At 49.1% G+C, this 22,230-nt stretch carries 6 protein-coding genes; 3 read left to right on the top strand and 3 right to left on the bottom strand.

Annotation, left to right across the window (positions count from 1 at the left end):
- The 3 genes from QUB64_RS31845 to ppsA all read right to left on the bottom strand — a co-directional run.
- Nucleotides 1-8,101: DUF4347 domain-containing protein (locus QUB64_RS31845; protein ID WP_333394331.1), on the bottom strand; the 8,101-nt coding region annotated here is incomplete at its 3' end.
- A 1,190-nt stretch (nt 8,102-9,291) separates the two neighbouring features.
- Nucleotides 9,292-9,612, bottom strand: a complete 321-nt coding sequence (locus tag QUB64_RS31850) for a DUF6464 family protein (protein ID WP_333278411.1) — start codon at nt 9,610-9,612, stop codon at nt 9,292-9,294.
- Nucleotides 9,613-9,918: 306 nt separating this feature from the next.
- The gene (gene ppsA / locus QUB64_RS31855) at nt 9,919-12,396 is read right to left on the bottom strand and encodes a phosphoenolpyruvate synthase (protein ID WP_333278413.1); all 2,478 of its coding nucleotides are present in this window, start codon (nt 12,394-12,396) and stop codon (nt 9,919-9,921) included.
- Between the two features lie 483 nt (nt 12,397-12,879).
- On the opposite strand from ppsA, the gene QUB64_RS31860 reads away from it, so the two are divergent.
- From QUB64_RS31860 to QUB64_RS31870, 3 genes are all read left to right on the top strand, one after another.
- On the top strand, nt 12,880-13,080 hold the full coding sequence (locus tag QUB64_RS31860; RefSeq protein ID WP_333278415.1) for a hypothetical protein: 201 nt from the start codon (nt 12,880-12,882) through the stop codon (nt 13,078-13,080).
- Nucleotides 13,081-13,285: 205 nt separating this feature from the next.
- Nucleotides 13,286-19,765: a PAS domain S-box protein gene (locus tag QUB64_RS31865; protein WP_442921736.1), complete on the top strand. Its 6,480-nt coding sequence runs from the start codon at nt 13,286-13,288 to the stop codon at nt 19,763-19,765.
- A 353-nt stretch (nt 19,766-20,118) separates the two neighbouring features.
- Nucleotides 20,119-21,324: a hybrid sensor histidine kinase/response regulator gene (locus QUB64_RS31870; protein ID WP_333343472.1), complete on the top strand. Its 1,206-nt coding sequence runs from the start codon at nt 20,119-20,121 to the stop codon at nt 21,322-21,324.
- The last annotated feature ends 906 nt before the right edge of the window (nt 21,325-22,230 follow it).

Raw genomic sequence — 22,230 nt, forward strand, 5'->3', positions numbered from 1 at the left:
CGATGATGTCACCGCTATCGTTGCCGAAAATTAAGTCGCCTTCAGATGTGGCAATTGTGCTGCCAACCGCAGTACCGCAGTCGCCGAGGATGGTATCAGAACCTTGATTGCCGTATAGAGTGTCGGAACCAGTTTCGCCAAAAATCCGATCGCCCCCTTTACCTGCAAACACCAAATCTTGGCCGTTACCGCCCAGCAAAGTATCGTCGCCGGATTGGCCCAACAGTAAGTCGTTGCCATTGCCTCCAAACAGCAAATCTTGCCCGTCAGGGTCGCTATCTAGGGAGTTGAGGACGGCACCGAACAGCGTATCGTCTCCGCTGTCGCCGTAGAGGGTGTCAAGGCCCTTGTCGCCGAAAATCAGGTCGCCTTCTTTGCCACCTGCAACGATGTCTGGGCCTTTGCCGGCGAAAACCGTGTCTGGGCCTTGAGTGCCAGCAATGGCGTCCGCTCCTTCGCCTCCAAAAATCAGGTCGCCGTCGTCGCCGGTGAGGTCGATGTCGTTGCCGTTGTCGCCGACGATCGTGTCGTTGCCGCGATCGCCTGACAATAAGTCGGCACCGCGATCGCCAAAAATGCGATCGGCTTGTTTCCCTCCGAACACCACATCATTGTCTTTGCCCGCGTAAACGATATCGTTGCCTTTATCGGCGGCGATGAAGTCTCGCCCTTCGTCTCCGAAGACGATATCGGCGCCACCTTCACCTAAAACTGTGTCATCCCCAGCTTCGGCAAGAAACAGTTCGTTAGTGTCGTTCCCGGTTAAATAGTCGTTTCCGGGAGTGCCGAGGATAGTGTTTTGGATGTCGGTGAGTTCTACGGCGTTGGAGTCGAAGTTGAGTATTTGCGAAGGCTGGGGTTGGATAAATGCGATCGCAGGCACCAGGGGTAAGGGGTCGCAACCGCAGCCTGTATCAGGTTCGGGCACAGGGCCGAAAATAGGCGTCGGTGTCGGTGTCGGTACCGGCGCGGGTGTCTCTGCCGGTACCGCCGGGGTTTCTGGTGTGGGCGTTGGTATGGGCGTTGGTATGGGCGTTGGTATGGGCGTTGGTATGGGCGTCGCCGTCCGTATCGGCGTGGGAGTTGGGGTGGGTGGCGTGGGTGTTGGCGTGGGTGGCGTTGGCGCCGCCACAATTGAGATAGTGGCAGCAGTGGGACTGTCGAGGCCGCGGCTGTCTGTGACGCCGTAGGTAAAGGTGGTACCGGTGAAGTTGCCGGATGCCTGGAAGAACAACTGGTTAATCAAAGCGGGCGTCAAGCGCTGGCCGATCGTAATTGGAACTCCGCCGCTGGCCGGAGCGCCCAAGAATAGACGGCCTTGAGCTGTTGGTGGCAGGGTTTCGATCTCGAAAGAGGCGATCGTATCGCCCGGATCTGGGTCTCGGCCTGCTAGTCCGGGCAGGGTAATCGTGCTGCCGGGGGCCGCCGAGGTATTGGCATTCAAGGGTACAGGCGGTTCGTTAGGTTCGATCGCCAGTGCAGAGACAGTAGCAACTGCCACACTGCTAGCGCCGGCGTTGTCGGTAGCGCTGTAGGTGAATTTTGCCCCCGTGAAACCGCTGACGGATTGGAAGAACAACTGAGTAATTTGAGCTGGCGTCAGGACTTGACGGGCTGTAACCGCAACTCCGCCGTTGGTCGGGTCGCCCAAGAACAGCACGCCTTCATTAGCTGGTGGCAGAGTCTCAATTGTGAAGGAAACCACAGTACCATCGGAGTCTGTTCCTCCCAATCCGGGGATGTTGACAGCGCTACCGGGCAGCAAGCTGATGCTGACGTTGTTCGCGACCGGGGGTTGGTCAACCGGAGGCGGGAACAGGGCGGCAGTAGCGGCGGCCGGACTGGGCAACCCGCTACTGTCCTTAGCGCTGTAGGTAAAGCTGGCTCCTGTGAAGGCGCCTGTGGCCCGGAAGAATAGTTGGCTGATTTGCGTTGGGGTGAGGACTTGACCGGGTGTAACTGCCACTCCGCCGTTAGCCGGATCGCCCAAGAACAGGACGCCTTGGTCTGCGGGGGGCAGAGTGTCGATCGAATAGGAGGCGATCGGGCTATCCGGGTCGTTTGCCGTCAGCCCCTCGACTTTGACGGTGGCGTTCGGCCCCACAGAGGAGTTGGTATTGACAGGTACCGGCGGTTCGTTGAACTGCGGCGGAATTAGGGAAACTGTAGCTGCGAGACTGCGGGCTCCCCGATCGTCCGTGCTGCTGTAGGTAAAGTTTGCCCCTGTAAAATTGCCTGTGGACTTGAAGAACAACTGGCTCAATTGAGCCGGTGTCAGGGCTTGACCTGCTGTAACTGCTACTCCGTCGTTGGCCGGGTCGCCCAAGAACAGTACGCCTTGATTTGTTGGCGGCAGGGTGTCGATCGTGAAGGAAACAACTGTGCCGTCGGGGTCTGTTCCTCCCAAGTTCGCGATCCTGAGAGCCTTGTTGGGCGCCACACTGGCGTTATCGTTATTTGCTGTAGGGGGGGTGTTGCGACGCGGCGTCGTGCTGACGGTGGTGATGACAGTGGCCTTGGGATCTGAACCGTCGTTGTTGCCCGGGGTGGGGTCAGGAGTGACTGAGGTGCTTTTTGCCGTGTTGCTGACTAGCGTCAGGGTGGCTGGGGCGACAAAGCCGATCGACCGAGTGACTGTAGTTTTATTGGCGAGCGCAATACCAGGGAAGGTGACAATCCCTGTGGTTGGGTTGTAAGTGCCGCCGTCGGATGCCGTGACTCCCGTCAAGCCGGGAATGATGCTGTCAGTGATGGTGACACCTTCGGCTGCACTCGGGCCGTTGTTGACTGTGGAGATCGTGTAGCTGACTGTGGCCCCGGCAGAGGTACCAGTGGGCCCGCTTTTGGTTGTTACCACATCGGCAAGAGTACCGATCGTTGTACTCACTGTGGAATTAGGGTTTGTACCGTCGTTGTTGCCGGGGGTGGGGTCGGCAGTGACTGAGGTGCTTTTTGCCGTGTTGCTGACGCTAGTCAGGGTGGCTGGGGGCACAAAGCCGATCGTCCGAGTGACTGTAGTGCCGTTGGCGATCGCAATATCAGGGAAGGTGACAATCCCTGTGGTTGGGTTGTAGGTGCCGCCGTCGGATGCCGTGACTCCCGTCAAGCCGGGAATGATGCTGTCAGTGATGGTGACACCTTCGGCTGCACTCGGGCCGTTGTTGACTGTGGAGATCGTGTAGCTGACTGTGGCCCCGGCAGAGGTACCAGTGGGCCCGCTTTTGGTTGTTACCACATCGGCAAGAGTACCGATCGTTGTACTCACTGTGGAATTAGGGTTTGTACCGTCGTTGTTGCCCGGGGTGGGGTCGGGAGTGACTGAGGTGCTTTTTGCCGTGTTGCTGACGCTAGTCAGGGTGGCTGGGGGCACAAAGCCGATCGTCCGAGTGACTGTAGTGCCGTTGGCGATCGCAATATCAGGGAAGGTGACAATCCCTGTGGTTGGGTTGTAGGTGCCGCCGTCGGATGCCGTGACTCCCGTCAAGCCGGGAATGATGCTGTCAGTGATGGTGACACCTTCGGCTCCACTCGGGCCGTTGTTGACTGTCGTAATTGTGTAGCTGACGGAGGCCCCTGGCGTCGCACCCGTGGGCCCACTTTTGCTGGTAACAAGATCCGCAACAGCACCGATCGTTGTACTCACTGTGGAATTAGGGTTTGTACCGTCGTTGTTGCCCGGGGTGGGGTCAGGAGTGACTGAGGTGCTTTTTGCCGTGTTCTTGACGGCATTAAGGGTGCCTGGGGGGACAAAGCCGATCGTCCGAGTGACTGTAGTTTTATTGGCGATCGCAATACCAGGGAAGCTGACAATCCCTGTGGTTGGGTTGTAGGTGCCTCCGTCGGATGCCGTGACTCGCGTCAAGCCGGGAATGATGCTGTCAGTGATGATTACGCCTGCTGCGGGACTCGGGCCGTTGTTGACTGTCGTAATTGTGTAACTGACGGAGACCCCTGGAAAGGCGCCCGTGGGCCCACTTTTGGTGGTAACAACATCGGCAACAGCACCGATCGTTGTACTGACAGTTGACTCAGGGTTTGTACCGTCGTTGTTGCCCGGGGTGGGGTCAGGAGTGACTGAGGTGCTTTTTGCCGTGTTGCTGACGCTAGTCAGGGTGGCTGGGGGGACAAAGCCGATCGTCCGAGTGACTGTAGTGCCATTGGCGATCGCAATACCAGGGAAGCTGACAATCCCCGTAGCTGCGTTGTAGGTGCCTCCGTCGGATGCCGTGACTCCCGTCAAGCCGGGAATGATGCTGTCAGTGATGATTACGCCTGCTGCGGGACTCGGGCCGTTGTTGACTGTCGTAATTGTGTAACTGACGGAGGCCCCTGGAAAGGCGCCCGTGGGCCCACTTTTGCTGGTAACAACATCGGCAAGAGTACCGATCGTTGTACTCACTGTGGAATTAGGGTCTGTACCGTCGTTGTTGCCCGGGGTGGGGTCAGGAGTGACTGAGGTGCTTTTTGCCGTGTTCTTGACGCTAGTAAGGGTGCCTGGGGGGACAAAGCCGATCGTCCGAGTTACTGTAGTGCCATTGGCGATCGCAATACCAGGGAAGCTGACAATCCCTGTGGTTGGGTTGTAAGTGCCGCCGTCGGATGCTGTGACTCCCGTCAAGCCGGGAATGATGCTGTCAGTGATGATTACGCCTGCTGCGGGACTCGGGCCGTTGTTGACTGTCGTAATTGTGTAGCTGACTGTGCGACCAGCAGTAGTACCAGTGGGCCCGCTTTTGGTTGTTACCACATCGGCGCTGGGCGTAATAGCGGTGAGAACAGATGAGTTGGTGGGAGTGCCGTCTTGATTGGTGGTGCTGCCGTCGTTGTTAGTGGCGATCGCGTCAGGAGTGACTGAGGTGCTTTTTGCCGTGTTTCTGACGCTAGTCAGGGTGGCTGGGGCGACAAAGCCGATCGTCCGAGTGACGCGATCGCCATTGGCGAGCGCAATACCAGGGAAGGTGACAATCCCTGTGGTTGGGTTGTAAGTGCCGCCGTCGGATGCCGTGACTCCCGTCAAGCCGGGAATGATGCTGTCAGTGATGATTACGCCTGCTGCGGGACTCGGGCCGTTGTTGACTGTGGCGATCGTGTAGCTGACTGTGCGACCAGCAGTAGTAGCAGTGGGCCCGCTTTTGGTTGTTACCACATCGGCCACAGCACCGATCGTTGTACTGACAGTTGACTCAGGGTTTGTACCGTCGTTGTTGCCCGGGGTGGGGTCAGGAGTGACTGAGGTGCTTTTTGCCGTGTTGCTGACGCTAGTCAGGGTGGCTGGGGGGACAAAGCCGATCGTCCGAGTGACTGTAGTGCCATTGGCGATCGCAATACCAGGGAAGCTGACAATCCCTGTGGTTGGGTTGTAGGTGCCTCCGTCGGATACCGTGACTCCCGTCAAGCCGGGAATGATGCTGTCAGTGATGATTACGCCTGCTGCGGGACTCGGGCCGTTGTTGACTGTCGTAATTGTGTAACTGACGGAGGCCCCTGGCGTGGCGCCCGTGGGCCCGCTTTTGGTCGTTACAACATCAGCGCTGGGCGTAATAGTGGTGAGAACAGAGGAGTTGGTAGGAGTTCGGTCTTTGTTTGTGGTGCTGCCGTCGTTATTGGTAGGGAACGGGTCGGGAGTATCTGAGCGGCTGCTGGCCGTGTTGCTGATAGTGTTGAGGTTGGCTGGGGCAACGAAGCTGATAGTGCGGAGAACTGTACTGACGGCTAGGGATGACAGCACCGGGAAGGTGACAATGCCTGTAGCCGGATCGTAAGTGCCACCGTCCGATGCGCTGACTCCAGTTAAACCGGGAACGATCCTATCGCTAATCGTGACATTGTCTGCGGGGTCTGGCCCGTTGTTTGCCGTCGTCAGCGTGTAAGTAAGAACTGACCCAGCCACTGCCGTAACCGGGCCGCTTTTGGTAGTAACGAGGTCGGCAACAGTACCAGTGATCGTGGTATCAACTAGACTTGTTGGATTTGAACCGTTGTTATTAGTCAGATCGGGGTCGAAGGTCGAGGAACTGCTAAATGCCGTGTTGGTGAAGCTCCTGCCGACGCTTAAACCCGGGGGTAGAGCAAATTCTGGCAAACCAACTCTCAGCGTATAAGTGACACTCTGACCGGGATTGAGCAAGGGAATTCTCGGCCAAACGACGGTTCGCGTTGCGTTTGAATACAAGCCACCGTTGGAGGGAACCAGACTTGGCTCCATATTTAAGTCGGCGGGAAGTAGTGCGTTGGGTATTTCGTCTTGAACTAGGACGTTTTCAGCAGCATTCGGCCCGTCATTGATAGTCGTGATGGTGTACGTAATGCTGGCACCTAATTTGATTGCCTGCGGCCCACTCTTGATCGTCACAACGTCGGCTTGGCTTGTAGCAGTATTGACTGTCTCAATTACCAAGTTTTGAATTTCGTGAGCATTGTTTGCCTCTCCTGTGGAACTAGCGAAACCAAATTTCAAGTTACGGGGGATAGGGCCGTTGACGGTTTCTAAGTTGGGGATATTAATCAGAGTAGTCTCGTAGGTGCCATCGGGGGCAGTGCCGTTACCTCCATCAAAGGCAACAATCAGGCGCTTGGTACCAGGTTCTAATGTAATTTGAACTCTTCTTCTAGACGCATCGCGAGTAGTTGTGAAAGTATTGCTGAAGTTAAAACCAGGAGGACTAGAAGCTGCTTCACTAAAGTCAATACTGGTAGGAATGTTGTCGATACCAAAGGGAGCGAAGGCTTGAGTTAAAAACGGATAATTATTGCTTTCCCTGCCTCTGAGCGTTACTGAATCTGGTCTGTAAGCAGTCAGGTTGGGGGCATCGGGAACAGTAGGTGGAACAGGCACTGAACGCCCTTCTGTAGGTGCTGAAAAATTCCCGTACTCGTCAAATCCGATGCCTAAATAACCTCCAGCAATACCAGGGGTAGTAACGCTTCCATTTAGCCGTTGAGCGTAGCCCAGAGAACCCCCAAAACCGCCAGCCGCGCTCGGACTAGCCGTTCCCTCAATCAGGAAGAAACTGATACCGTCCCCTGGTTGGTTGGCAATAAATGGCCCCTGGGCTGCAAATTGCTGAGTGGAACCGTAGGAAAAGAAATCAAAATTAACCTTGATGCCGTCAGTTGCGGGAACGGGGGTGTTGTAGATGACGAAGGACGCCCGGGTGACTGCTGCTGGAGTTAATTGCAGAGCGCCGTTGCCTGGAGTTTGGCCGCCTATAGCAGGCAGTACACCTGATTGTGTTCCGCCAGTGATGGCAGGAATCGCTTGACTAGCAGCCGGAGTGAGGGGACTGTATACAGCCCCATTATTTCCTCCGTAAATCCAAGGCCCCCTAACTTTCGATTCCTTGAAAGTTTCGTTAACTAATATGCCGAGAACGCTCCTATAAGCCTCCTGCACCTCTTTTTCAATGGCAATGCTGGCCCCTATTTCTCCTGTCGCAAATTCTAATTCCCAATCGCCACCGAGTGCCGCACTCCCTGTCAAGCCTGTGGAAGCTGCAATATCCGCACCAGTAATTTCTTTCAGCCGCCGCACGAAGGCTTCGCCGCTTTCTCCCGCAGCTACGCTGCAAGCAAATAACAAGATATTCCCTCTCTCGCTGAGGGCGTTTCCCCACTGCTGCAACAAATGGCTGTAGCTTTCTAAGTTGTCGCTGCACAGTTCTGCTGACCCCAGTTGTACTCTGGCTTCTCGACCGTGAGAAACTATTTGAAGGCTGTCTAAATCGCTGCAATTAGCCAGAATTCTAGTAATTTGCTCGACTCCATCCCGCGTCGAGTCTAGTACAAATACCTCTGTACCGGCTGTGGCTCCTCTTGCCAAGCTGTCGCTGTTTTCTACTCTGGCATCGATGAACAGTACATTTTTTACTGTCCGATCGCCCACCGACTCGGTTGCTAGCAAAAATTCTCTGTGCGCGTGTCCAATTCCCGCGTCGCCAACGATTTTTGGGGACTGAAAACACCAGTCTGCTTTTACTTGTTTTATTTGTTTTTCATGAGGATAAGTTGCTGTGGTTCTGGAGTTTTTGCCAGCAATGCTTGTGGTGGTGTCACCTGCTTTTTTTGGGTTGAGTAAAATTGGTTTGTTGCCAATGCTTTTCATTGTATTATTGCCTCGCTTATTGTATATAGCACACCAATTTCAAGATGATAATTATCACCTATTGAAAAGGTTTAATTGAGAGTTAGAGGCTCTGTTCTTTGACTGCTAGAAAGAGCAAACCGCGGATTTTAGTCAGCAAAAATCTGTGCTATCTTACTATTTAGATAGCATTGGAAATATCGCCTGCGCGATCGCTGAGACTGGGCAGTTTAAATCCCAATCATCGATCTATGGGGTGATATTTTGTCTTCGGTTTTCTATGAGCGAGTGTATCTGTTACACGCAGATCTCTTACATCCCGCAGCAGACAATAACAGGAATTCTCAAAAATTTACTTGATGAGGTTTTCTGTAGATTGTCTAATCCACTTTATTTTCAGATAAATTTCACCATTTCTGGATGCAGACACCCGGTTTGATGGACGAAGAAAAGACACAGGTTGCAGCCCTCGCTCTCGGTAAAAAACCGGGTTGATGAGAGTGAGGAGTGCGCAAGCTCTGTTCACAATAGCAACCAGACATTAATTAAGGAGGGGATGGCTAGGGAGTGCTGGCAGTAACATAATTAGGCCGGCAGTGTCCAATGCGTGTCATTCAATTGAAATCGGGCATACCCTGTATCGACGAGGTGTCTTAAAAATTCATGACTTGCAGCCATGAGACAACAATCCAGGTTGGAGACGGCGTTCATCTGCGATCGCGAAAAACAGAATATTGTCGCCCACCAGCAACTGCTCAAACTTTCAACTTAGAGTCTTCGAGCTGGTTTCTGTTTAAGGCAAACGATCCAGACAATTGTTCGTGCAGAATTTTTCATCATGTTTTGGAGAAATCGACTTGCAGATTTGCCCGTCAGCTACTTGCGATTTTTATTCGCTAATGTTTTTAACAGCAGGAGTTACACCCAGGAGACTAGAAACCCAATTTATTCGTAGATTTCTCGCAGCCCAACCAAGATTTACGATCTAAACCTGGTTTCTGAGTACAAGTCCTCAACTATAAAAACACCGATCGCAATCCGCTAGTGATGGCAACTTTAACCCAGCAATACTGCTCGATTAGGTTTTAATTGCTTAGTTTGGACGCGGCTCGTCCAGAAAAAGCTCCAACAACAACCCTTACACGTAAGTACATATTAACTCATGGATTGCTACATCAGCAAATATTCGCATACACCAGCCCCAATACAAGCTATATCTTTTCAGCGCGAACGTCAAGAGTTCTGGCTTGGTAGTACCGACAATCTTGACAGGGCCCAGAAGGATTGACAGCGCAGCGAATGTAATTAGAGCGAGCGTTATACTCGCAAGTGATATCGCCGATCGGATAACCGAGGCCTTCTACGTAAGTGCGATCGCCCGTTGGTAGTTGAGTTCGCAGGGGTCTATTTGCTACCGCAAGCTGTGCCGCTGCAATTCGCTCGCTGGCTTGCCTCTGGGCAGAGCGCATCACCCACAAAGACACCAGCGATGGAGCTAAACCTATGAAAATAATCAGGAGAGCTGTAAACACATTTTCAGAGCTTTTGTGAATAATCTTTTTATTTATTTACACGATCGCCAACCTAAAATTATCGGGCAACAGACGGTTTTCAATCATGAAAGTTCCCAACCAAATTTCAAACTATGCCACCCATGGGTTAACTGTTTGCTGGCGAGTGCCGGTGAGGTTGTTGTGAATAGGTTCGTAGTGAGGACTTTAGTCCTCTCTAAATCAGAGGACTAAAGTCCTCACTACGAACGGTAATAGGTTGGTAGTGAGGACTTTAGTCCTCTCTAAATCAGAGGACTAAAGTCCTCACTACGAACGGGAGAGGGGTTACACTTTAGCAACCTGGGCCGCTAAATCCATCACCGCACTGGAAGCCTCCACTTTAGCAACATCAAGCAAAGTCTTCAAAACCGAATCGGGATTCAAACTAATCGAATCAATTCCCAACTCAACCAAAAAGCGAGCAAACTCAGGATAATCGCTGGGGGCTTGGCCGCAAATCCCAATCTTGCGATCGTACTTCTTGGCCGCTTTAATGGCAATTTCGACCATCCGCTTCACAGCTTCATTGCGCTCGTCAAAGATGTGGGCGACTAAAGCAGAATCCCGGTCTAATCCTAATGTTAGCTGAGTTAAGTCGTTAGAGCCGATCGAGAATCCGTCAAAAACCCGGGCAAATTCGTCAGCAAATATGACATTGCTGGGCAATTCGCACATCACATAAACTTGCAAGCCATTTTCACCCTTGACTAAACCGTGTTTCGCCATCTCGGCCAACACTTTGCGCCCTTCCTCCGGCGTGCGGCAAAACGGAATCATCGGAATCACATTTGTCAAGCCCATGGAGTCGCGAACTCGCTTCAATGCAAGGCATTCCAAAGCGTAGGCTTCGCGGTAATTCGGGTCATAATAACGAGAAGCGCCGCGCCACCCGAGCATCGGGTTTTCTTCCTTCGGTTCAAACTGCCGCCCTCCCAGCAGATTAGCATATTCGTTGCTCTTGAAATCGCTCATCCTCACAATGACGGGATTGGGATAAAATGCGGCGGCGATCGTGGCAATTCCGCGGGCTAGTTTGTCGGTAAAGAAATCGGGTTTGTGTTCGTAAAGTGCTGTGAGTTTGGCAATTTGGCGCTTGACAGATTCATCGGTCAATTCGTCAAAGTGAATCAGTGCCAAGGGGTGCGCTTTGATGTGGTTGGCGATGATGAATTCCAGCCGCGCTAAGCCTACGCCGTCGCAAGGAATTGCTGACAAACCAAAAGCTTCTTCTGGGTTGCCGACATTCATTAAGATTTGAGTGCGGGTGCGGGGCAAATTGTCGATCGCACTTTCTTTAATTTCAAAAGGAACTAAACCGGAATAAACTTTGCCTTCCTCTCCTTCAGAACAAGAAACAGTGATTTCTTGATTGGTTTGCAAAACTTGGGTACCATCGCCGGTGCCGACAATGGCGGGAATTCCCATTTCGCGAGCAATGATCGCAGCGTGACAAGTGCGGCCGCCGGAATTGGTGACAATGGCGCTGGCTTTTTTCATGATCGGTTCCCAATCCGGGTCAGTTTTGTTAGTAACAAGAACTTCCCCTGCTTCAAATTGGGCGATTTGGTGAACGTCTAAAATTACATGGGCTTTACCTTGTCCGATGGCTTCGCCAACGGCGCGCCCTGTTGCCAAAACTGCGCTGGAACCTTGCAATTTGTAGTTCCGCAAAACTGTAGCGGATTTTTGGGATTGTACTGTTTCCGGCCGCGCTTGGACGATGAATAGTTCGCCGGTATTGCCATCTTTTGCCCACTCGATGTCCATGGGCGTGTAGGTGCCGCGGACTTGGGAGTAGTGTTCTTCTATCTGTACGGCCCAACGTGCTAGTTGGAGAATTTCTTCATCGTTAAGGGCGTATTTGCTGCGTTCTGCTGGGGCTACCGAGACGTTTTTAGTGTATTTGGAACCGCCGAGATCGTACACCATTTTGATGTTTTTGGTGCCGAGGCGTTTGTCGAGAATTGGGCGGAAACCTTGTGTTAATGTGGGTTTGAAAACCAGGTATTCGTCGGGGTTTACCGATCCTTGAACGATGTTTTCTCCTAATCCGTAGGCGGCGGTGATTAAGGCGGCATTTTTGAAACCGGTTTCGGTGTCGATGCTGAACATGACGCCGGATGATGCTAAGTCCGATCGCACCATTTTCTGCACGCCGACGGATAAGGCGACTTCAAAGTGGTCGAAACCTCGCTGTTGGCGGTAAGAAATTGCTCTGTCGGTGAAGGTGGAGGCGAAGCATTTGTGGCAGCATTGGAGGACGCTGGTGCAGCCGTGGACGTTGAGGTAGGTTTCTTGCTGTCCGGCGAAACTGGCGTCTGGTAAGTCTTCGGCGGTGGCGGAGGAACGGACTGCTACGTCTGTATTGTCGCCGTAGCGATCGCACAGTCGATCGTAAGCATCTGCGATCGCCCCTTGCAAGTCTGGCGGAAACGGTGTGTCGAGAATTAATGCCCGCGCTTGCTTCCCTTTGATTCGCAGGTTGTGGAGATTTTCTACGTCTAAATCGGCAAAAATTTCGCGCAATTTTGCTTCTAAACCCGCCGACTCAATGAAGTACCGATAAGCGTGCGCCGTAGTTGCAAATCCATTGGGGACGCTGACTCCTTTGGGAGTTAACTGTTGAATCATTTCGCCCAATGAAGCATTTTTCCCACCTACTAATGGGATGTCGGCGATGCCTACTTCGTCAAACCACAATATTAAGGCTTTTTCTTTGGGAATGAAAACTTGTTTTTGTTGAATTGCTAATTGTTCTAGCATTACTTTTTTCCTCAGCTTCAGCTCAGTTCGGTCAGTCGATTTTAGATTTTAGATTTTAGATTTACTCGACCGCATATAAATCGGGGAGTTTGAACCCCGGTCATTTTTTTGGGGCGGGCGACTTCTCTCTTCAAGCTGTCTCTCGCTTTTACACGGCGTTTCAAGAACAGCAAACACAGGACAATCTATTTTTGAATGTCGTTTTTTGGGTAATTTATCGGATGTTTTCCGAGGCTCTATTCACCAGATTTTTTTGATTGCCTCTATTTCAATCTTATAACTTTTTTCCTAAATGGCAAGACCGATACCAAAACTTTATTTAATTGCCAATAGTAAAGAAATGGCAGTGGGGAGTTTCTGTAAGCTATCATAAAAAAAAGAGTGAAAATGTAGAGGTCGAAGATTGTTCCCACCGATTTTGGGTCTCGGGCGCTCAGTTGGGCTGAAATAGCACTCGGATTGTGTAGAAGCGTGTAAAGGCCGATGGAGGGCAGTTGCGATCGCGCGATCGGGTATAAAAGGGCGATCGCCAAAAAAATACAACACCAAGCACCTTCGTTTCCTCAAACAGCCCAGCTTCTAAAAGCCGTAAAACCCGCCAGCGTTACTGCATTTAAGTTGTATATTTTAATTTCGTATTCCCTACTCGTCCAATCTTCTCCCCCTTTACCCGAATCCCCATAGAACCCTCGAACAGAACAAACAATCTCTCGCTGCTGGGCAGCTTACATCTGATTGAGTTTACCTACTGAGAGCAAAAACACAGTCGATGTAGAAGCTTGTAGTTTTTGAAGTCAAAAATTTTTATTTGTGGCGGTTGTTTTTTGAATTCAATTATTTATATGCTATAATAGGTAGTTCGACTGCCTTATGACAATTAACAAGGTATATGATATCAGTTTTGAACTCAACCGCAAAGCGAAACGGCTTTAAAGTTCTCCTGGTCGAAGACAATCAATCCGAAGCCGATCTGATCGAAGAATTATTATTAGAAACAAATGTCAGCATAGCCGAACCCCAAAGGCTGTCAGTAAGCCGTACAGATCGTCTCAGCCAAGCGCAGCAAATTTTGGTCGGCGAACATTTTGATGTGATTTTACTAGATCTTTCGCTGCCCGACAGCCAAGACATAAACACAATTGTCAAGATCAAAAAATACAGCCTCAATACTCCGATCGTCGTACTGACTGCCCGCAACGACGAACAACTCGCCGTGCAGTCAATCCAAGCCGGAGCTCAGGATTACCTAGTCAAGCGAAAAATCGACAGCGAAGTGTTAATGCGATCGCTCCGCTATGCAGTTGAGCGCCAGTACAACCAAGAAGCTTTGCAAAAAAGTGAAGAAAAATATCGATCCGTAGTCGAAAACTCCCTCGTTGGAATTGCGATTATTGCTCCTCCAACTTCCCCATCAGAACCCCAAAAATGTCAGTGGTTGGAAGTTAACGATGCTTTGTGCGATTTGCTAGGATACGAGCGCGAAGAACTTTTGCACCTAAATTGGGAACAGTGGGGTTGTGCTGAAGACTGGCCGGCTAGTGTAGAGCAGTTAAATAAAATTTTGGCAGGGGAAAGCGAAGGTTATGTTTTAGATAAAAGGTGGCCCAGAAAAGACGGACAAATAGTTTATACTAGAGTTTCCCTGCGTTGCATTCGCGGCCGGGATGGCTCAATCGACCGCATGATTAAAGTCATTTTGGACGTGAGCGACCGCTACCGCTACGAAGCCGAAATAAAAGCATCAGAAGAGTTTTTAAATCACACGATTAATGCTACTCCCGATCCAATTTTTGTCAAAGACGAGCAGCACAAATGGGTTGTCTTAAACGATGCTTTTTGCGAATTGATGGGAAAAGGGCGATCGGAGCTGATTGGAAAGTCGGGATACGAGTTTTTACCCGCAGCACAAGCCGATTTGTTTGGAAAACAAGACGAGCAAATATTGCAAACAAGCATTCCGGAGGAAACGGAAGAAAGTTTTATAGATAGCACAGGCCAAAAACGCATCATATCTACAAAAAAAACTGTTTTCAATAAAGCTGACAGCACTAAAATGTTGGTAGGAATAATGCGAGATGTGACTGAGTACAAGCGCCAGCAAATGGCGTTACAAGCAAGCGAAGCTCGATTTCACAAAATGACGGCAAATGTGCCGGGAATGATTTATCAATTTCGGCTATCTGTTGATGGCAAAACATCTTTTACTTACGTTTCCCCTGGCAGTTGGCAGCTCTACAATTTAAAACCAGAAGAACTAGAAAAAAATGCTAATTTAATCTTGGGAAATGTTCACCAAGATGATATCTCAGAGTTGCGGCGATCGATGGCAATTTCCGTGGCCAAAATGGAGCCTTGGCAGCAGCAGTGGCGACACATTATGCAGAACAAAGTGAAATGGCTTCAAGGCTCGTCTCGACCGGAAAAACAAGCCAATGGTGATATAGTTTGGGACGGTTTGATGATGGATGTCACTGAATTAAAACAAACTCAACAAGACCGCGATCGTTTTTTTAATATCTCGCTAGATTTACTTTGCATTGGAGGCTTTGACGGCTATTTTAAACGCTTAAACCCAGCTTGGTCAAATGTATTAGGTTACAGCACCGATGAAATGTTAGCCCAAAAAATGGTCGAATTAGTGCATCCAGAAGACCGAGCAAAAGCTATAGCTGAATTAGAAAAACTTCAAAATGGTCAGCCAGTTATAAACTTAGAAAACCGCTATCTTTGCCGAGATGGTACTTATAAATGGCTGTCGTGGACGGCATCGCCTTTTGCCGAAGAAAGTTTAATTTATGCAGTTGCCCGAGACATTACATTGAGCAAGCAAGCTGAAGCTGAATTGCGCAAGAGCGAAGCTACCAACCGTGCTCTTTTAAACGCGATACCAGACATGATATTTCGCTGTCGCGCCGACGGAACTTTTGTAGACTTCAAACCCGCAAAAGATCTCCAAACGCTGGTACCGGAAAATATATTTATTGGCAAAAAAGCACAAGACATATTGCCGGCTGCTTTTGCTGAAAAAATCTTGTCCGGCAATAAACAAGCGCTCGAAACCGGCGAAATTCAAGTTGTAGAATATCAAATGCCAATTCAGGATGCACTGTGCGATTTTGAAGCGAGAATAGTATTCTGCACGGATGACGAAATTATTGCGATCGTCCGCGACATCACCAATCGCAAACGTTTCGAGTCAAAACTCCAGCGACAAGCAGCAGCAATGGAAGCGGCTTCCGAAGGTATCGGCATTGTTAATGCCAGGGGAGAGCTGATTTATGCCAACGCAGCTCAACTCAAAATCTACGGTTACAATTCCCTTGAAGAAATGCTGGGCAAAAGTTGGAAAATATTTTATGAAGGTGCAGAACTAGCAAGGTTCGAGCGGGAATTTATGCCGGCTTTAACGCGCCAAGGTTATTTCAGCACAGAAGCAGTAGGCTGCCGCCGCGATGGCTCTCAATTCCCTCAAGAAGTCTCGCTGACAGTCCTGCCGGAGGGCGAAATAATTTGCATTGTTCGCGATATTGCTGCGAAAAAGAAAGCAGAAGCAGAATTGCAAGATAGCAAGCGGTTCGGCGATCGCATTGCTGAGGCAAGTCCTAATATTTTGTATGTTTACGACTTGATCGAACAAAAAAATATTTATGCGAATGCTTCTATCTCCCAAATTATTGGCTATACAGTAGATGAGATTCAGGCAATGGGGCCGTTGATGTTAACTTTAATGCACCCGGAAGATGCCATCAAAATGCCTGATTATTTACAGCAAGTCGCAACGGGTACAGAAGGGGATATCTTTGAAATTGAATACCGCGTCAGGCACAAGGATGGTTCTTGGCGCTGGATTGTCAGCCGAGATACTGTGTTTGCGAAAACAGCAGAGGGCAAGTTAAAACAAATTCTCGGCACGGGAACTGATATTACAGAAAGCAAGCAAGCAGAAGATGAAATTAAGCTGTTGCTGGCAGCAACTCAAGCCATTAGTCAGTCGGTTGATTTTCAGAGCGCCCTCCCTGATATCTTGCGGTTGCTGTGCACTGCGATCGGCTGGAATTTTGCAGAAGCTTGGATACCGGCTGCTAACGGTGCTGTTTTGGAACATAGCGAAACTTGGTATGCTAGCGATCGCGATTTAGATAGGTTTGGCCGCGAAACTCACAAAATTAGATTCGCCCCCGGAGTAGGAGTGCCGGGACGGATTTGGTCAACCAGAAACGTAGAATGGATTGAAGATGTTTCTGTAGTCAATAATTCATTTTTTGCCCGATCGCAAATGGCGGCAGCAGTCGGATTGAAAGCTTGTTTTGGAGTGCCAATTCCCGCTAGTTCAGAGGTGGTGGCAGTTTTAGTATTCTGCAAGCGCGATCGATCGATTATGGAACCGCGTATCGTAGAATTGGTCAAGGCGGTAGCTACTCAGTTGGGTGCTCACATTCAGCGCAAACAAGCCGAAGAAGAATTGCGCAAAAGTGAAGAACGCTGGCAGTTAGTTCTCAAAGGCAATCAAGACGGAATTTGGGATCTGAATCTTCACACAAATGAAGCTTTTCGCTCGACCCGCTGGCAAGAAATTATGGGTTACGCAGACGGCGAAATCGACAGCAGCAACAGCGAATGGATCGATCGCATCCATCCCGACGATCGCGATCGAGTGCAAGCCACAATCCAAGATTATCTCGATCGCCAAACCCCCAATTACGCCGCCGAATACCGCTTGCAGTGCAAAGACGGCAGCTACAAGTGGGTACTCGCCCGCGCTCAAGCCGTCTGGGATGAAGCCGGAAACCCCCTGCGAATGGTGGGTTCGATGACTGATATCAGCGATCGTAAAGCAGCAGAATTAGCTTTGCTGCGAGTCACTCAAGCCGTGGAAAGTACCAGCGACGCGATCGCGATCGCCGACTTGAAAGGGCGGTCTATTTACCACAATCAAGCCTTCATTCAGCGTTACGGCTACACGGCGGAAGAACTCAACGATCTCGGCGATAGCGCCGCGCTTTACATTCGACCTAAAAGTTACAAAAAAATCTATAAAAATATTCGCAAAGGTCGCTCTTGGTGCGGCGAAATTACCCTGCGAACTAAGAGCTGCGAAGCTGTTACCGCTCTGGTGCGAGCCGATAGTATTAAAGATATAAATGACCATTCAATCGGATTAATTGCAGTGATTACAGACATCACAAAGCGCAAAGAATCAGAAGCACTTTTGCGCCAGCAATTAAAGCGCGAACAGTTGGCAGTAGCCATGCTGGAACGGATTCGATCTTCTCTCAATTTAGAACAAATTCTCACCAAGACCGTCGAAGAAGTCCGCCATTTTTTGCAAGTAGACCGCACTGTAATTTACCAATTCAATCCTGATTGGAGCGGGTCGATCGCTGTCGAGTCGGTTGACGAAAATACCTTGTCAATTATCGGCATGGAAATTTACGACCCCTGTTTTGGGGAAGCCTACGTTCCTCTTTACCTAGATGGCAGAATTAGAGCCACAGAAGATGTTTACAATGCTGGTATCGCCGACTGTTATTTGAGTTTGTTGACTCGGCTCGAGGTGAGAGCGAGTCTGGTAGTGCCGATTTTGCAAGGCGAAAATTTGTGGGGGCTGTTAATTGCCCATCACTGCACGGCCCCGCGTCCCTGGCAGAAATTGGAGGCAGACTGCCTGAAACAATTGGGGGTGCAGTTGGCGATCGCCATTCAGCAATCGACCCTATTTGAACAAGCACAAACCGAAATAGCCGATCGCAAACAAGCAGAAGCCGCCCTGCAATTAGCCGCATTAGCCGCCGAATCCGCCAACCGCGCTAAAAGCGACTTTCTCGCCAACATGAGCCACGAATTGCGGACGCCTTTGAACGGGATTTTAGGATACATTCAACTGCTCAAACCGGATAAAAATTTAACTACCGAGCAACAGGAAAGTCTCAACAACGTTCACCAGTGCGGCAACCACCTGCTAACCCTGATTAATGACGTTCTAGACCTCTCGAAAATCGAAGCTAGTAAAATGGAACTGTCACCGACAAACCTATATTTTCCCAGCTTTGTTAAAAGTATTGTCGATCTGTTCCAGATGCGATCGCATCAAAAAGGAATTGCGTTTAATTACCAGCAGGTGTCGCGGCTGCCCGAATGCATTTTGGCAGACGAAATCAGGTTGCGCCAAATTTTGATTAATTTGCTCAGCAATGCAGTTAAGTTTACTAGCAGCGGTGGCGTCACATTCAAAGTCGGTTATGCAGAAAATTATCCTCAAACCCACTACGCGAAGTCTAGTTTGACAGCCGAAGTTGCTACTCAAACAATCAATTTGACTGCGAATTTACACGATCCTCCGAAAAAGTCGATCGCCCTGCAGGAAACCACACCAGCGCCCGAAGCGATCGCAGCAACTACTGGCGATCGCCCCCCAACCGCTAAAATTCGCTTTCAAATCGAAGATACCGGCATCGGCATCCCGCAGAATAAATTAGAAGAAATATTTTTGCCATTTCATCAAGTGGGCGATCGTAACAATTTCGTCGAAGGTACCGGACTAGGACTTTCCATCAGCCAAAAATTAGTCAAAATAATGGGCAGCGAAATTCACGTCCAAAGTACCGCCGGCAAAGGCAGCATATTTTGGTTGGATATAGACTTGCCAGCAGTCGCCGAATATTCTGAAACCCCCTCCACGCAAGAAAAACGCCGTCTTATCGGTTTTAGGGGCCCCCACCGGAAAATCCTGCTCGTGGACGATCACGAAGTAAATCGTGCCATGCTGCACAGACTGCTTTCTCGTTTGGGCTTTGAAATTGTAGAAGCCACAGACGGCGCAGACTGTTTGCACAAAGCACAGGCATTTCTACCCGATCTAATTTTAATGGACTTGCTGATGCCCGTAATGGACGGCTGGGAAGCTACCAGGCGGCTGCGACAGTTGCCACAATTAAAAGATGCGGTTATCCTTGCTTTGTCGGCTAGCGTATACGAGACTACCAAGCAAAAAAGCATACTTGCAGGTTGCGATAATTTTATCACCAAACCCATTCAAACTAACGACCTTTTAGAATTACTGCGCCTGCATTTGAGACTAGAATGGATTTACGAAGAGGGATCGGAAACCAAAAAACGCAAAGCTCAAACTCCCAAACCACTATCTGAGATGGCGATTGCTGACTCAACAATGGTGCCTCCTGCCTCAGAGTCAGTCTTTGTCTTGTTAAGATTGGCTTCCATGGGCGATATTGAAGCTATTCTGGAGGAAACTGCTAAACTCGAAAATTCTGACCCGACATTAGTTCCTTTCGTTCAGCACGTGCGCCAACTTGCCAAAGCATTTCAGGTCAAGCAAATTCGAGATTTTTTGAAGCAACATTTGCCCTAAAATTGACTGTGGCTAACCGATAACTTAAAATCAATTAAATCTTACGCCCGATCGTCATTGTCAATAACGCAATACGGTTGAGTTAAACCCGAGCCCCCGCAGGAAGAGCCCCCTACTCTCCTGAGCGAAAGGGGGAACTGGAAGCGATCTAAGTCCCTCTTCTGAAGCGGGATTTAGGGGGATATCCACGAAATAAACACTTTTCACTGAACAGCCCACCCCTAGAAAGGTGGTTGCAAAGGTCGGCATCCACGCAGCAACCGGGTTTCTAGAGGCACTGAAAATTCCTGGAATCTGATGTAAAGTTAAAACCGATAACTTAAAACTCAATCATTTGAATGTTTCCTTTTAATATGAACGATAAGAATTCCGAAAGAAGCATCATACTAATTGTAGATGACAACCAAACAAATCTTGACGTACTTTTCGAGTTGTTAAGAAATTACGGGTTTAAAGTATTAGTGGCTCTAGACGGCGAAAGTGCGATCGAGCAAATTGAATACATCCATCCCGACTTGATTCTTTTGGATATCATGATGCCAGGAATTGACGGTTTTGAAACTTGCCTGCGTTTGAAAGCAGACCCGTCAACGCGAGACATTCCGATCATCTTCATGAGCGCCCTTTCCGAGACACTTGATAAAGTAAAAGGCTTTCAGACAGGAGCCGTTGACTACATCACTAAGCCTTTCCAGCACGAAGAAGTGTTGAGCCGCATTGAAACTCACTTGACAATCCGCAACTTGCAACAAAAACTCGAAGAAAAAAACCTCGAACTAGCCCACCTCAACCAAAATCTGGAAAGACTTGTCGAACAAAAAACCAAGCAATTGATCGACCAAGAAAAAACAGCCATCATCGGACGTTTGACGCAGGGAATGGTGCACAACCTCAAAAGCCCGCTACAAGTTATCCAGACTAGCGTCGATTTGATTGAAACAAAAGCCACAAAAATTCAAGAAGACTCTTTTTTTAGTTATACAAAGTATATTTTTCAAGCTGTCACAAAAATCAATCAGATCATGGATACTCTGATGATGAAAAGCAGAAAAGAACAAAACCAAGATTTGCATCCTGTAAATATCAACGATTTAGTACAGCGAGAAATTCAGCTATTGGAAGGCAATATGTATTTTAAGAATAAGATTAGGAAAAAATACTATTATGACGAACAAATTGCCAGCCTTCCCTTAATCTATTCCTATATTTCTCAGGTATTTTACAATTTAATAAATAATGCAATGGATGCTATGTGGGAAAGAAAAAGCAGGGAACTAACTATAGTGACTCGGCAAGACGACTCGAACATATACATGGATATTGCAGATACGGGATGCGGCATAGCACCTGAAGATTTGTCAAAGCTTTTTGACCCTTTTTACACTTCAAAGCCGCCTAAAGGTGAGGAAAAAACCGAAGGCGAACCAACAGGAACTGGTCTCGGACTTTATACTTGTATTGAACTTTTAAAACCTTTTAATGGCGAGATTGCTATTAGCAGCAATGTCGGTCAAGGCAGCGTGTTTACAGTTGTTCTGCCGAAAAAACCGAAAACTTGATCGACTCAACTCCGTAAACTTGTGTCCGGTTAAACAACAATAATTCAGTTCATAGTTAGGTTCGTAGTGAGGACTTTAGTCCTTCTTTATCTCAAAGAAATAACTAAATTCTTCACTATAAACCAATACGCTTGGTCGATCGACAGATCGCCCTGGCACCCCCGCTCACGCAGGGGGGGGACAAGAAAGCTCTTAAAGTCAACCCCTACTCCCCTACAACCAGGGGAGTAGGGGTCGAGTAGGGGGTATGCGAGGGGGATCTCCGGGGCATAAATAGTGTTAAGTGAACCGTATTGCACTATAAACAAAAGCTAATTGTCAGCAATTAAACAGATACAATCTCCTAGCGTATTCCGTAAATTCACAGTAATTTACATAGTTTCGTAGTCAGGAGTTTAGTCCTTATTTATCCACGCTATTTTGGCTTGCCCCTTGCTATTTCAGTGCCAAAGGTTGTACATTAAAATAGAGTGGAGTTAAAAGATCGGTAAGAGTACGATTATGTTGACCTAATAGGTTTGGGGCGAGGCGGACAACTTGTCACGAACAACTCAATTCTACAAATAAATCGGGGGGTCTGCAAGCACCCAGCCGACCCTAAAGCCTGCGGTTCAAGTTCCCCCAAAATGATGCCAGTTCCCCAAAGAATGCAACGGTCTGCCCGCGATCCAAACCCTGATGTCATCAATCATTCCCAATCTAAAATCTAAAATGGTATGAGCTAGGTAGCTGCATCCGCTGCTGTTTTTTGTTCGGTACTAAAAATCCGAGATTATCCCTTTGGCGAAAAATAATTAATCTGTTGACAAGCGCGAAACCCCCGACAGTCATTCCCAATTCCCAATTCCCAATTCCCAATTCCCAATTCCCAATTCCCAATTCCCAATTCCCAATTCCCAATTCCCA

It is taken from the genome of Microcoleus sp. Aus8_D2 (assembly GCF_036702665.1).
GTDB lineage: Bacteria > Cyanobacteriota > Cyanobacteriia > Cyanobacteriales > Microcoleaceae > Microcoleus.